Origin of the sequence: Vibrio sp. YT-15 (assembly GCF_033337445.1) — a bacterium.
In the GTDB taxonomy this organism is placed as follows: Bacteria; Pseudomonadota; Gammaproteobacteria; order Enterobacterales; family Vibrionaceae; genus Vibrio; species Vibrio alginolyticus.
Genome location: NZ_JAWOQR010000002.1, coordinates 499,452 through 512,771 on the forward strand (window position 1 = coordinate 499,452; position 13,320 = coordinate 512,771).

Consider the following 13,320-nt stretch of genomic DNA (forward strand, 5'->3'; position numbering starts at 1 on the left):
GAAACAATGAAAGGTGATATCGGTGTAATTGGCCTAGCAGTAATGGGTCAAAACCTTATCCTAAACATGAACGATCACGGCTTTAAAGTGGTTGCTCACAACCGTACTGCTGCTAAAGTAGACGAGTTCCTGGAAGGTCCAGCAAAAGGCACGAACATCATCGGTGCATACTCTCTAGAAGAACTAGTAGAGAAGCTAGAAACGCCGCGTAAAGTAATGTTGATGGTTCGCGCTGGTGACGTTGTAGACAAGTTCATCGAAGCGCTAGTACCTCTGCTAGACAAAGGCGACATCATTATTGACGGTGGTAACACTAACTACCCAGATACAAACCGTCGTGTTGCTGCACTACGTGAAAAAGGTATCCACTTCATCGGTACTGGTGTATCTGGTGGTGAAGAAGGTGCGCGCTTCGGTCCATCTATCATGCCTGGCGGTGCTGCTGAAGCATGGGAAGCGGTTAAGCCTATCTTCCAAGGTATCGCTGCGAAAACTGACGCTGGTGAGCCATGTTGTGACTGGGTTGGTAACGACGGTGCTGGTCACTTCGTTAAGATGGTACACAACGGTATCGAATACGGTGACATGCAGCTTATCACAGAAGCTTACCAGTTCATGAAAGACGGTCTTGGTATGTCTGCAGACGAGATGCAAGCAGTATTCGCTGATTGGAACAAGACTGAGCTAGACAGCTACCTTGTTGAAATCACGGCTGACATTCTTGGCTACAAAGATGAAGACGGTGAGCCTCTCGTTGAAAAGATCCTAGACACAGCAGGCCAAAAAGGTACTGGTAAATGGACTGGTATCAACGCACTAGACCTAGGTATTCCACTAACACTTATCTCTGAGTCTGTATTCTCTCGTTGTCTATCTGCACTGAAAGACCAACGTGTTGAAGCTGAATCTCTATTCGGTAAGACAATCACTCCAGTTGAAGGCGACAAGCAAGAGTGGGTTGATGCACTACGTCAAGCGCTACTAGCTTCTAAGATCATCTCTTACGCTCAAGGCTTCATGCTAATGCGCGAAGCGTCTAACGAGAACGGTTGGGACTTAAACTACGGTAACGTAGCTCTAATGTGGCGTGGCGGTTGTATCATCCGTTCTGCGTTCCTAGGCAACATCCGTGATGCGTACGAAGCGAACCCAGACATCGCATTCCTAGGTTCTGATGAGTACTTCAAAAACATCCTACAAGGCAGCCTAGCAGCATGGCGTAAAGTAGCAGCGAAATCTCTAGAATCTGGTATCCCAATGCCATGTACGATTTCTGCGCTATCTTTCCTAGACGGTTACACAACAGCTCGTCTACCAGCGAACCTGCTTCAAGCTCAACGTGACTACTTCGGTGCTCACACTTATGAGCGTATTGACCGTCCACGTGGTGAATTCTTCCACACTAACTGGACTGGTACAGGCGGCGACACAGCGTCTACAACTTACGACGTTTAATCCGCGGTCAGTAAGCTGATCAAAGCAAAAGGGTGCCCAAGTGGCATCCTTTTTTGTGTCTGTAAGATATTGGTAGATTTAAAAGTTACATTAAACGTTGATTCGTCACGCACTTCTCAGAAATGGGAGAGCATGCATTTGCTAGCAGTTTAATATTTCTCTTCGAAGAGTGAAGCTAAGCCGCTCTCTGCCGTCTCCTCAACTATAAGGTAATAGAAATGACACAACAGAAGCATCCATTTCACACAGCTTTCGTGTTGCTTATGTTCATATTACTGATTACTTACTCCATCTATCGCCTTTATCATCATTTCGTTTTCGAATCTCTACCGCTTCAGCTCAGTAGTGGTTTTCAAGTGGTCTACATTGATGCGTCATATGTTTTAAGTATCGCAAGCTTACTCTTGTGCCCTACATTATTGGTCTATATTTTATTTGATCGAATGACTCAGTTAGTCAAAGTGCCGATTAAAGTGATAACTATAACAGTTGTCTTGTCCCTTATCGTTGCTATTCCAGGTCAAATTTTTGAATTTGGGCGATTGAAATATATTGCAGAAAATAATGGTTACTCAGCGTGTCCACCTTTCACAATTGCATCAAGCGGAATGTTTGTAGAAGCTATGGTAAAAGAAGAAAAATACTGTATAGAACCAGAAATTAATCGTATTGGTATGTATGGTTATTTTCACGAACTCGAACGGATTGATAACTATATCAAGTCACACGGAAATGACATCCAATAGAAAAGAGCGCCTAGGCGCTCTTTTCAGTGGTCGTTTTCTTGTTTTGATAAAACCTGTCCTTTAGGTAGAGAATTGCACTGACCACAAGAGCCACTAAAGAAACAGTAAATAGGGCGTACATGCTGAGAATCCATGCGAATGTGGCCGTCAAGAATGCAATGAAGGAAAACATCCTGCTGAAAGACATCACATGGCCAAGTTTGTTACTTTTCATAAACGCCTCCCGAAGCTAAGTGGGGATAGACAATTGTGATCATATGCCACACTTTTAATTGTCTGCTCTTTTGGGGCGTTTCACACAAAAAAGTGGCTAAAGATTTCTCAAAAAAGGTGAAATATTGAACCGGTAGACAAATCGTTAAACTGAGTTGCACAGATATGACTTCGGTTGTCTATCACTTCAAAGTTTTTAACTACGCAGATTAAGGGCATGTAGCGTTATTATTATCGTATTCGAACTCTACGATACACAATTGCAAGTGAACCTACACTCGTAAGCTCATCCCTGTCGTCAGTTACAGTAAAAGCTTTTTTCTCTTTTTAACAATACCTTAGTAATTACGGGCAACTAAATCCGTTTTTCGATCGAAACTCAGATTGCACAAAAGGTGAAAAAGAGTGCTAGGTAAGCCTTTAAACTACGCCTATAATTATCGCCCACATGGAGGATGTTTATTATATGAACATCCTTTATTTTTTGAAACTAGCAACAAGGATCCAGTAAAACATGTTTTTCTGGTTTTGTTTACGTCGACCAAGAAGGTAATTAACACAGCAAATTGAGGTTCTAAGATGACTCTTAACAAGTACTTTGTTTTCATTCCAGCAGAATTGGAACAGGAAATGCACAAGGACAATCAAGTGATCTCTGAGAAGGAAACTCAACGTCAGGCATTAGTAAAACAGGCGCAACAACAAGGCGGCCTGTAAGCTAGGTTTCAAAGAGAAAGAGCACCGCAACGGTGCTCTTTTTGTATCTGAGGTCGTAGAATTAACTTAATATGCCAAGGCTTTTCAACTTTCTGTAAATGGTATTTCGGCTCACACCAAGCATACGAGACGTTTTGCTAATGTTCCCCTGATTGGCTTGATATGTTTTGAGCAACTTATCTTCGACGGTTGCACGCAGTTCTGAAGTTGGTTCAGCGGATGCTGCCCCTTCTTGAGCTTGGCTGAGTTTCTTACTTAGGTGGGCTGGGACGTGTGTGAGTTCCAATATTTCTTCACCTTGCGCCATTAAGGCGGATACTTTGATTAAACTATCGAGTTCACGCAAATTTCCTGGCCATGAGTAAGACAGCATCAGAGAAAGTAGGTGAGGGCAAAGCTGTTGTTCAGATTCGGCGTGACGCCGATGAATGTTCTCAATCAGTTGTCGTTTATCTTCACGCTCCTCAAAGCGAGGTAGCTCAATGATCAAGCCATTAAGGCGATAATACAAATCTTGGCGGAACAATCCTTCGCTGACCAAATGTTCCAGATCTTTATGCGTGGCTGCAATGATTTGCGTATCGACTTGAATGCTTTGGTTGGAACCCACGGGAAGCACGGTTTTATCTTGCAATACATGGAGCAATCGGCTTTGAGCTTCCAAGGGTAAATCTGCGATTTCATCTAGAAACAAAATCCCTTTGTGTGCTTGGCGAATTTTTCCCTGATAGCCTTTGCTGTTTGCGCCAGTAAAGGCACCGGCTACGTAGCCAAATAATTCAGATTCAACCAGATCTTTTGGTAGCGCTCCGCAGTTGACGGAAACTAACGGTCCCGTTTTTCTCTGGCTGTTTTTATGGAGTGCTTTTACAAACTCGTTTTTGCCAACACCAGTCTCTCCGAGAATCAACAAACTGATGTCTTTATCGATGACGCGATTAGCTTGCTGCCAACAGTGCTCAACAGCGGAGTCGCCATAATGAAGATCATTGGACGCCGCTACAGCACGAGACTTGACCTTGCTATCTTTATCGGTAAGCGGTTTTGTTTTGAAAACGAAAGGGTGCTCATTTCCCCGAGTGGATAGAATGTCGTCTAAGGATTGCCCAATGATATTTTTTTGCGCAAAAAGTTGAGAGGCTACTTGATTGTGAGCCAAAACTTGTCCGTCTTCATTTGCAATGATAATTCCTTGCCAACCACTATTCAGTAAACCTTTTTCGCACGCTAAATCCACACGAATATGCCCTTGTGGAATCAAGTTAAGTAGTTGATTCTCCACTTGCTGGACCATGTTTTGTACTAGTACTTGCGTTGAGAAGTCATGTCTCTTTTGCTCGCTTGTAATATCTAATACGCCAATGAGGTTACCAAGATGATCGAAAATAGGATTAGCCGAACAGCTAATAAAACGATGGTGTTGGATAAAGTGCTGATCACCAATAACAGAAACGGGCTTTGCTTCAACCAAAGCTGTACCAATCGCGTTGGTGCCTTTGACCTTTTCTTGCCAGCATGCTCCAGAGCTTAGCGAGATTTCCGTTAACTTTTCAAGAAATCTAGGCTGTCCCCAACTGCCGATGATGACACCATCTGAATCCGTCAAAATTAAGCGACTGTCGCTATGAGCAAATAGCTGATTAAACAAAGGGAGCGCAAATTGAGTGACTGCCTCTAGCAAAAAATTGAGTTGGTGACGCCTATCTTGGAGCGTCGCTGGCGTTACTCGAATATCTTCAGGGCGTCGACGCTGTTTTAAACCCGCTTGTTCACTTCTGACCCATGAAGTTGAAAGCCAATTGTTATCGCTAATATGTTGAAGTTCCATGACTGTACCATTTTGTCACAGTGAGGGTGTGCCATTTTGGAACACTTGAACATTGGTGTTCACACCATACATCCGCTCAAACATCGCTCACTTGGTTTGTTATCGCTTGGTAATCATAGTTTTACATTTAATTAACAACAAGTGTGGCGTAGTTGGCGTGTGACTTGCGTAATGCTCTTTGTGAACAGTGCGATACGACACTGCAATAACACATTGAACGAGAAACAAAAGGAAGAGTTATGATCTATGCACAGCCAGGTAGTGAAAATGCCATTGTTAACTTTAAATCGCATTACGATAACTTTATCGGTGGGGAATGGGTAAAACCAACGGGTGGTGAGTACTTTGACAATATCTCACCAATCAACGGACAAGCGTATTGTAAAGTTGCTCGCTCTGGCGAGGAAGATATTAATTTAGCACTGGATGCCGCGCACAACATCAGAGCAAAATGGGCCAAAACCAGCGTGACAGAACGTTCGAACATCTTGCTGAAAATTGCTGACCGTATTGAGCAGCATCTAGAAGAGCTTGCAGTTGCAGAAACTTGGGAAAACGGCAAACCAGTTCGCGAAACCTTGGCGGCAGATTTACCTTTAGTAGTGGATCACTTCCGTTACTTCGCTGGCTGTATTCGCGCACAAGAAGGCAGTGCGGCAGAACTGGATGAGCACACCGCAAGCTACCACTTCCCAGAACCGATTGGTGTGGTTGGTCAAATTATTCCGTGGAACTTCCCAATGTTGATGGCGGCTTGGAAACTAGCACCGGCACTAGCGGCGGGTTGCTGTGTGGTATTGAAGCCAGCAGAGCAAACCCCAACATCCATTCTGGTTCTGATGGAAAAAATCGGTGACCTTCTTCCTCCTGGTGTCATCAACGTTGTAAACGGATATGGTTCTGAAGCGGGTCAAGCATTAGCAACCAGCAACCGCATTGCGAAACTCGCTTTTACCGGGTCTACGCAAGTTGGCAACCACATTCTGAAATGTGCAGCAGACAACTTGATCCCATCGACAGTTGAGTTAGGTGGTAAATCTCCAAACATCTACTTCTCAGATATCTTCGATTACGAAGATGAGTATCTTGATAAGTGTATCGAAGGTACGTTACTTGGTTTCTTCAACCAAGGTGAAGTTTGTACTTGTCCATCTCGCGTACTGGTTCATGAAGCGATTTATGACAAGTTTGTAGAGAAACTGACGGAACGTGCACAGCTGATTAAACAAGGTAATCCGCTTGATACCGATACTCAAGTCGGTGCTCAGGCTTCTCAAGAACAGTTTGATAAGATTTTAAGTTACCTGGAAATCGGCCGTGAAGAAGGCGCAAAAGTGGTCTTTGGTGGTGGAGTGTCAGAACAGCCAGAGTCTATCAACCAGGGGTACTACATTCAGCCAACCATGTTGGAAGGCCACAACAAGATGCGAATCTTCCAAGAAGAAATCTTTGGCCCAGTGATTGCTATCACCAAATTCAAAGATGAGGCTGAAGCGTTGGAAATCGCAAACGACACCGAATATGGCTTAGGTGCAGGTGTTTGGACACGTGATGCGAACGTCGCATATCGTATGGGCCGTAATATTGAAGCTGGTCGAATCTGGATTAACTGTTACCACGCTTACCCTGCACACGCAGCGTTCGGTGGTTACAAAAAATCGGGTATCGGGCGCGAAACGCACAAGATGATGCTGGATCACTACCAGAACACGAAGAACTTGCTGATTAGCTACAGCATCGACCCGTTAGGCTTCTTCTAGTGAAACTAAGTAATTAATAAAGAAAAAGCAGTATGAATCAAAACCCCGAATCTTCGGGGTTTTTTATTAGCGTGAGCTTGTCGGCTGAAGGGTAACTTAGGTGTTTAACCTGCTTATATTGTGATATCAGGAACGTTGAATTATCGCCACTTTTCGTTCCATAAGCTTTTCTACGGCGGCGTTTTGCTTGTCAATATTGAGTTGCGGATCAAAGTCCAAAACGCGATTGCAAGATTCGAGACTGGCAAATTGATTTAAACATTCACCAAGCTCTCTTTTAGAGCTTGTTCGCGTCATGCTGCTTTCTGATGAGGAGAGTAGGGTGACTTTACGGCCATGAAACGTTCCTTGCGGCACTGCATCACTTTGCTGCGCTTGTTGAACGTCATGAACCGATGAATTGGTGTATGTGGATTGGATGTCATTGGACATAAAGACACCTAAACTCTCAAGTCTAAAGTTTGTGGCATCGGTGGTGCCTCATCAATGGTTACATGCGAAGACAATAACGCTTCCCACGACTCGCTGTGCGTCAGCAATTCTGCTAAAGCTGTTTCAAAATATTCGTAATCCAGTCGCCTAATGTTAATGAGTCGGTTTAAACATAGGACATGTCGGTGGTTATCTAAACTAAAAAATAACTGGTGCTCAGGCCAGTGATAATTAAAGGCCAAGAAAGAACGATAAAGATCGGAATTTACAATTTGAAGGCCAACAATCTCAGCTTCGAGCTGCAGAGTTGTCGATTCAGGATGAAAGATGATATGCACCCTTAGATTATCATCAAAGGCTAAGCTTACTTCATTTTCCGTTAGATGCAGTGCAGGCAAGCCTATTTGATGAGCAAACTTTAGCAAAATCTCATCGATAGTTTGGCGTGCTGACATAGGAATAGTCCCTTTTGAAATTTTATCAAGGAAAATATTAGATGTATCTCTTCATGTTTATCAATATTAGTCGGTTGTTATTATATTTTGGCTTTTAAATGTGTTGAGAGAAATAGAACGGAAAAATTAAATGTGTTCAGATGCATATCTTAATGGCAATGATATATATATATCACTTTTCTCTAATGAACTTCAATTAAGGAAGGAATGAAAGAGAACAGAAACTGCTTTTGAAATTACAGTCCATGTTAACTACGTGTTGTTGAAAAATGCGATTTATTGTCCGCTTGTAGTATAAATATAAGTTGATCTTTTATATTTTTACATAAAGAATTGTGTGAATTTCAAATGAGCTAGATTATATAAAATACGTTTATGGGGTCATAATGAACAATTCTATATGGGCTGGTTTTATTGGGTTATTCATACTGAGTGGGTGCAGTCAGACTGTGTCCGTCAATGGGGTGGATGGCTTTGATACACAGAGTCAGGCATCAGTCTATGGTTGGGTTTCTGTCGACGGCTACTTTCCACCTTCGATTACTTCTCTTGAGGTGGAAATATGTAAAGTTATTGATAATCAATGTCTTAAGTCGGCATCTCAGAGCTACCAAGGCGTTCAGTTGCCTGTGCAGTATTCGTTTTTAATTGCACCAATTCAAGCTGGTGAAGGAAAAATGAAGATTATTGGAAAGCTTTATTCAAACGGTGAGCTCGTTGCGGAAAAAGAAAAGAACTATTTATTTTTAGAGGGAAATAAACAAGAAAACTTGATTCTTGTTCCAAAAATAAACAGATAAAATTTTAAGTACTACATTTTTATTAGAATTTTCTAATTTATAAAAATAAAGACCATATCTTTCCTGTTGTGAAAGATTTGTTGTCTTTTATAAACATTAATTACATGGCTTTGAAGTCATCGGGTCAGTTGTTTTTTAGACTCATACTTGTTGCAAAAACAGTATTTTTTATGATTATATCTCGCTCCTTGAACACGTTGGCTTGGCGTTTTAGGCTATAAAACATACATTTTTATGATTTTGGAAATTTAATTTTGTTCTCGAAACGATGCCGAAATCTATTTAATTGTATTCTAATGTATAACAAAACAACCAAACTTAAATAACGAAATGATATTTAAGTTTTGGCTAATGATAAACGCTATCTGATAAAAATAATAAAGACGGACAGCAGAAATTTACTAAGTCAAACCATTACCTTTAGGTAAAGGTAATGCTTGGGTTATTTGCTAATTATTCGGGGGGTATGGTAAGTGATAGAACTTCTATGCTCTTTTCTTTGCTTCTTTAATTCATACAGCAGTACTTAGAAATAACAACAATCAAAGTAGTGCTTTGAAAGTTTCTCAACATTTGCACTGAGAAACTCAAAATAATGAAGGGTAGAAAATGGATGTGTCAGGCCAACTAAACTCAGAAAGGGTCGACTCGAGTTCACGAAAAATTCGTAGTTTTTCCTGCTATGAAAAATCTGACGAAGTATTTCACTCAGACCAGTCTCACATTGTTGTCGTTCACAATGGTCAGCTTCGAGTTCAAACAGGTGATTGCACAATCGATGTTGCTGCAGAAAATGGGGTATTTCTATCCCAAGGGAATTACTTGTTAGAGTACTCTCCGCTAGATGGGGCATACAAAGCGTCGATTATTGCCTACGACAATGAACTCGTTAGTCAGTTGCTGCAAAAACACAGTGATCTCTTGATGATGCTGCCTAAGGTAGACAAAGTTTGTTCTGGTTTGTTTACTTTTGGTTTGAACATACTCGTTGAACAAGTGCTTTCTAGCATGCAGACGCTTGAGCAACAAGCGTACCCTGATGCCATTATGTGCCTAAAATACGAAGAACTACTCATTCTCTTGCTACACAGCAAAGGAGGAGAATCACTGTATGCGTTGCTGTCACAACAAACAAACCGTACTTCGGAACGGTTACGTCGATTTATGGAACAGCATTACTTAAAAGAATGGAAGTTGACAGACTACGCGCAGGAGTTTGGTGCCAGCTTAACCACTTTTAAAGAGCTTTTTAATGAGCACTATGGCATTTCTCCAAGAGCTTGGATCAGTGAGCGTCGACTACTGCATGCTCATAAACTGCTGTTGACGAGCAAGATGAGCATCGTAGATGTGGCGATGGAGGCAGGGTTTTCCAGCCAGTCTTACTTTACGCAGAGTTACCGTCGTCGTTTTGGAACGACCCCAAGCCGCGTACGTTCGGGAGACGATCAAGTGGCTATCGCGAAATGAAATGACTTGGGACTAAAATTTTCTGACTAATTTTGAAAGTCACTCACCAGTGTAAATTCTATTATGTATCGTGTAACAACGAACGATTAAAAATTATTACATCTCTTTCTTTCTGGATTGTTCGAAAGGGGTGCGGAGACGAACATAAATGAAAAAGCAGCATTGGCGACGCCGTTCGCTTTTTCCAGACAGCATAGTGACACAGCGGAAAGTGACTGTTTTACAAAGAGGAGCTCGTTATGAAAGCGCCTCGAAACCTACGCAGGATCTCAATGTTGTGCACGTCAATCACCGACAATTGTTGAGTGAAGGCGTCATAAATTATGAGCAGTTATCTTTACTTCAACGCTTGTTGGATAGAAATGTCGTCGATAGCCTATGCGCTAGCCAGTTAGTTAAAACGTATCAAAAACTTGGTGCTTCGATAGACCGGTTTGCCATGCGTTTATTTTTGGAAATTGGATCGCAGCTCAGTGATAGCAGCACAATCACAACGTTCGAACAAAGGCTGGACTACATCAACTCTCGTCTGGGCTTTCGCTTTAATTTGGCTGTCCCAAAAACGTTGATGCTTTGTTTCCATTTATCACTCAACGAGTGGATTAACCGACAAGTCGATCAAAGTGCTCTTCATGCTTCGATTAAAGTTGAACAACTTATCAATCAACTCGATATTCAGAAGGAATATTGGTCGAAGCTATCAGGGGAAGACACCAGTGCCGTCTTTGTTCAACAGCAACTCGATCTTATTAAGAGCCAGCAGCATCAACTTAAAAAGCAACTTGGGACGTTAAGCGAACAACAGTTGCAAGTGATTGAATGTCATCGTTCGTTAATTGAGAAGTGGCAACCGTCTTTAGACGAGCTGAAAGGGTTCGCGGAGTACACCTCTACAACCGAACAATTTATTTCTGAGTGGAAAAATTGGTGTTCGGAAGTGCGACTTGAAGCCCCTGAGCTGAACGAAGTTTGGGATGCATGCGATGTGGTTTACAACGACCAAAATGCGGTTGCGAAAGTATGGCAATGGTTCAAGAATATGCAAACTGTTGGTGATATCGATCACTACTATTTTGATACTCAAAGTGGTCAGTGCGGCCAGGCTTGCAATCACCTCAGCCAGATCTAAATAGGGCGTTAAATGTTAGATAAGATGATGAAATCTTTAGCGGAAGCGCTAAAGGTAGGGGATTTTATTGCCTCAGAAAATGGTTCTTACAACATCGAGGTTGACCAGTTATCACTGACCATCAAGCAACATGCGTCATGGATTTTATGGGAAGCGACGTTACCCTTCCAGTTTAAAGAGCATCTAGATTATCAACAAGAACAAGCGTTACAACGTTGCATGCAGCTCTCATTAAAAACCATTCGTGAGGATGGCGGCGTACTGACAACCAATGATGATCAGCAATTGATTTTGCAAAGTAAAGTAAGGGTTGAGGACTGTTCGGTGGAACGGTTCTCTGCTTTGCTTTCTAAGCACGTCAATCTATGCGAACGTTACATTGCATTATTGGAACAAGCACGCGTGAACCACACAATCAACCATACAGTGTGGTTACCATGATGCTAAAAATCTTTCCCAACATTAGGCGTGCTGCAACAAAGGCATTGTTATGCGCAGTGAGTGTTGTTCCTTTGGGATACGCGCAAGCAACAGACTTACACTGGCCCGAACAACCGTTCCGCTACTATGCAGATAACGACTCATTAAAAGAGTTGTTGAATAACTTCGGTGCAAATTATCGTGTCTCTGTTTCTGTTAGTGACAAAGTCAACGATCGAGTGAATGGGCGTTTTACCCCTGAAGATCCGGCGGAATTCCTCGATTACTTATCGCAAGTGTACAACTTGATGTGGTATTTCGATGGTGCCGTCTTACATGTCTATAAGGCGACAGAAACTCGCTCACGTTTACTTCAATTGGAATTACTTACGGCTAGAGAGCTACGCAGTACGTTAATTTCCACCGGCGTTTGGGATTCTCGTTATGGTTGGAGAGCGGCTGAGAGCAAAGGGTTAGTCTATCTTGCGGGTCCTCCACGTTATGTCGACTTAGTGGTACAAACGGCGGAGGCATTGGAAACGCGCTTGCTGCAGAAATCAAATTCAACCGACGAATTATTCGTTGAGATAATTCCTTTGAAGTACGCTTCTGCAACGGATAGAGAAATTGCATATCGAGATCAGACAATTACGGTCCCGGGCATCGCATCGGTGTTAAAACGGGTCGTGTCTGGTGTTCAAACGCAAGTGGCGAGTGCGTCTAGCAAAGAAGTTACCAGTCCAGATAAGCCTGTAAAAAGTAATAAAACCGCCTCAGTTCATGGTGGCGCAACAGTTGAAGCAGAGCCGGGTCTTAATGCGATTATCGTTCGTGATACTCAAGCACGATTACCGCTCTATCGTAAACTGGTCGCGCAATTAGACCAGCCGCAATCAAGAATTGAAGTCGCGCTATCGATTGTCGATATCAGTGCCAACGATTTAAGTCAGTTAGGCGTGGATTGGCGAGCGGGAGTGTCTGTCGGAAACAACCGCATTGTCGATATCAAAACAACAGGTGATGTGAATTCGGGGGATGTGACGCTCGGCAGTGGACAGAACTTTAAGTCCTTGCTTGATTCAACCAACCTAAATTACTTGCTGGCTCAAATTCGTTTATTGGAATCCAAAGGCAGTGCTCAAGTGGTTTCAAGACCAACATTGTTAACTCAGGAAAATGTCGAAGCGGTACTGAACAACAGCAGCACGTTTTACGTCAAGCTGGTTGGTAAAGAAACCGCAGCGCTGGAAGAGGTCACGTATGGCACGTTACTGAGAATTGTCCCACGTATCGTTGGTGATAGATTTGCTGCACGACCTGAAATTAACCTGAGCCTTCATCTCGAAGACGGTGCAAAGATCGCTGATGGTGGTGTCGATGATCTTCCTTCCGTTCGTAAAACTGAAATCAGCACCTTAGCGACGGTTAAACAAGGGCAAAGCTTACTTATCGGTGGTGTGTACCGAGATGAAGTGAGCCATCAGTTACGTAAAGTGCCATTGCTAGGAGACATCCCATATTTAGGCGCGCTGTTTAGAAGTAATACCAATACTAAGCGCCGCACAGTACGAATGTTTATTTTAGAACCTCGAATTGTTGTGGATGGTATTGGCGATAGTGTGTTGATTGGCAACGAATATGACTTGCGACCAAGTATAGGCAGGCTTAACAACATCTCCAACAATAGCGCTGAATTTAAATCGGTAGTGGAAGTATATAGCTGCACATCGAGGGTTCAGGCCGAGCGCTATCAACAAGACTTATTGTCACAGAAAAAGTCGTCTCAATTAACGCAGTGCCAATTACCAACAGGGCAAAAGGGTTGGCGGGTGAAAGTATTGGAATGTGATGACTCACAAAGTGAGTGTGCGCGCCCTTCAGAGGAGTCTTAACCG

Annotated in this window: 13 protein-coding genes; 9 read left to right on the forward strand and 4 right to left on the reverse strand. The window is 42.7% G+C overall.

Annotated features, from left to right (window positions below):
• Positions 1-6: 6 nt before the first annotated feature.
• Both gnd and R7D93_RS06410 read left to right on the forward strand, forming a co-directional pair.
• A complete protein-coding gene (gene gnd / locus R7D93_RS06405) occupies positions 7-1,455 on the forward strand; it encodes a decarboxylating NADP(+)-dependent phosphogluconate dehydrogenase (protein ID WP_005377160.1) in 1,449 nt (482 codons plus the stop codon).
• Between the two features lie 218 nt (positions 1,456-1,673).
• Positions 1,674-2,201 carry a hypothetical protein gene (locus R7D93_RS06410; protein ID WP_158156546.1) on the forward strand — a complete coding sequence of 176 codons (528 nt, stop codon included), beginning with the start codon at positions 1,674-1,676 and terminating at the stop codon, positions 2,199-2,201.
• A 10-nt stretch (positions 2,202-2,211) separates the two neighbouring features.
• On the opposite strand, the gene R7D93_RS06415 is transcribed toward R7D93_RS06410, so the two are convergent.
• A complete protein-coding gene (locus R7D93_RS06415) occupies positions 2,212-2,415 on the reverse strand; it encodes a hypothetical protein (RefSeq protein ID WP_005377162.1) in 204 nt (67 codons plus the stop codon).
• A 578-nt stretch (positions 2,416-2,993) separates the two neighbouring features.
• Between R7D93_RS06415 and R7D93_RS06420 the strand changes: the two genes are divergently transcribed.
• A complete protein-coding gene (locus R7D93_RS06420; RefSeq protein ID WP_005377165.1) occupies positions 2,994-3,131 on the forward strand; it encodes a hypothetical protein in 138 nt (45 codons plus the stop codon).
• A gap of 61 nt (positions 3,132-3,192) precedes the next feature.
• Here R7D93_RS06420 and R7D93_RS06425 read toward each other — a convergent pair whose 3' ends face one another.
• Entirely contained in the window at positions 3,193-4,959 is a 1,767-nt protein-coding gene (locus tag R7D93_RS06425; protein ID WP_225496942.1) for a sigma-54-dependent Fis family transcriptional regulator, read from the reverse strand.
• Positions 4,960-5,198: 239 nt separating this feature from the next.
• Between R7D93_RS06425 and R7D93_RS06430 the strand changes: the two genes are divergently transcribed.
• The gene (locus R7D93_RS06430) at positions 5,199-6,719 is read left to right on the forward strand and encodes an aldehyde dehydrogenase family protein (RefSeq protein WP_005377169.1); all 1,521 of its coding nucleotides are present in this window, start codon (positions 5,199-5,201) and stop codon (positions 6,717-6,719) included.
• A gap of 126 nt (positions 6,720-6,845) precedes the next feature.
• On the opposite strand, the gene exsE2 is transcribed toward R7D93_RS06430, so the two are convergent.
• Together exsE2 and exsC are read right to left on the reverse strand one after the other, a co-directional pair.
• Positions 6,846-7,151, reverse strand: coding sequence for a T3SS regulon translocated regulator ExsE2 (exsE2, locus tag R7D93_RS06435; RefSeq protein ID WP_005377171.1), 306 nt, complete (start codon positions 7,149-7,151; stop codon positions 6,846-6,848).
• Between the two features lie 8 nt (positions 7,152-7,159).
• On the reverse strand, positions 7,160-7,606 hold the full coding sequence (gene exsC / locus R7D93_RS06440) for a type III secretion system regulatory chaperone ExsC (protein WP_005377174.1): 447 nt from the start codon (positions 7,604-7,606) through the stop codon (positions 7,160-7,162).
• A 386-nt stretch (positions 7,607-7,992) separates the two neighbouring features.
• Here exsC and R7D93_RS06445 point away from each other — a divergent pair, with 386 nt between their 5' ends.
• From R7D93_RS06445 to sctC, 5 genes are all read left to right on the forward strand, one after another.
• Positions 7,993-8,406: a YscW family type III secretion system pilotin gene (locus R7D93_RS06445; RefSeq protein ID WP_054579559.1), complete on the forward strand. Its 414-nt coding sequence runs from the start codon at positions 7,993-7,995 to the stop codon at positions 8,404-8,406.
• A gap of 609 nt (positions 8,407-9,015) precedes the next feature.
• Positions 9,016-9,876, forward strand: coding sequence for a helix-turn-helix transcriptional regulator (locus tag R7D93_RS06450; protein ID WP_225496944.1), 861 nt, complete (start codon positions 9,016-9,018; stop codon positions 9,874-9,876).
• A 148-nt stretch (positions 9,877-10,024) separates the two neighbouring features.
• On the forward strand, positions 10,025-11,005 hold the full coding sequence (locus tag R7D93_RS06455; RefSeq protein ID WP_025768113.1) for a T3SS regulon anti-activator ExsD domain-containing protein: 981 nt from the start codon (positions 10,025-10,027) through the stop codon (positions 11,003-11,005).
• A 12-nt stretch (positions 11,006-11,017) separates the two neighbouring features.
• Positions 11,018-11,446 (forward strand): YscB family type III secretion system chaperone, encoded by a 429-nt coding sequence (locus R7D93_RS06460; protein ID WP_017821346.1) that lies wholly within the window; start codon positions 11,018-11,020, stop codon positions 11,444-11,446.
• Positions 11,443-13,317, forward strand: a complete 1,875-nt coding sequence (gene sctC, locus R7D93_RS06465; protein ID WP_263856399.1) for a type III secretion system outer membrane ring subunit SctC — start codon at positions 11,443-11,445, stop codon at positions 13,315-13,317. Before R7D93_RS06460 ends, sctC begins: the two co-directional genes overlap by 4 nt.
• Positions 13,318-13,320 lie beyond the last annotated feature (3 nt).

Bases quoted from the DNA above. Each gene is read 5' to 3' on its own strand.
- R7D93_RS06425 (WP_225496942.1), bottom strand. From the start codon at position 4,959: ATGGAACTTCAACATATTAGCGATAACAATTGGCTTTCAACTTCATGG.
- exsC (WP_005377174.1), bottom strand. From the start codon at position 7,606: ATGTCAGCACGCCAAACTATCGATGAGATTTTGCTAAAGTTTGCTCAT.
- R7D93_RS06415 (WP_005377162.1), bottom strand. From the start codon at position 2,415: ATGAAAAGTAACAAACTTGGCCATGTGATGTCTTTCAGCAGGATGTTT.
- R7D93_RS06430 (WP_005377169.1), top strand. From the start codon at position 5,199: ATGATCTATGCACAGCCAGGTAGTGAAAATGCCATTGTTAACTTTAAA.
- exsE2 (WP_005377171.1), bottom strand. From the start codon at position 7,151: ATGTCCAATGACATCCAATCCACATACACCAATTCATCGGTTCATGAC.
- gnd (WP_005377160.1), top strand. From the start codon at position 7: ATGAAAGGTGATATCGGTGTAATTGGCCTAGCAGTAATGGGTCAAAAC.
- R7D93_RS06420 (WP_005377165.1), top strand. From the start codon at position 2,994: ATGACTCTTAACAAGTACTTTGTTTTCATTCCAGCAGAATTGGAACAG.
- sctC (WP_263856399.1), top strand. From the start codon at position 11,443: ATGATGCTAAAAATCTTTCCCAACATTAGGCGTGCTGCAACAAAGGCA.
- R7D93_RS06460 (WP_017821346.1), top strand. From the start codon at position 11,018: ATGTTAGATAAGATGATGAAATCTTTAGCGGAAGCGCTAAAGGTAGGG.
- R7D93_RS06445 (WP_054579559.1), top strand. From the start codon at position 7,993: ATGAACAATTCTATATGGGCTGGTTTTATTGGGTTATTCATACTGAGT.
- R7D93_RS06455 (WP_025768113.1), top strand. From the start codon at position 10,025: ATGAAAAAGCAGCATTGGCGACGCCGTTCGCTTTTTCCAGACAGCATA.
- R7D93_RS06450 (WP_225496944.1), top strand. From the start codon at position 9,016: ATGGATGTGTCAGGCCAACTAAACTCAGAAAGGGTCGACTCGAGTTCA.
- R7D93_RS06410 (WP_158156546.1), top strand. From the start codon at position 1,674: ATGACACAACAGAAGCATCCATTTCACACAGCTTTCGTGTTGCTTATG.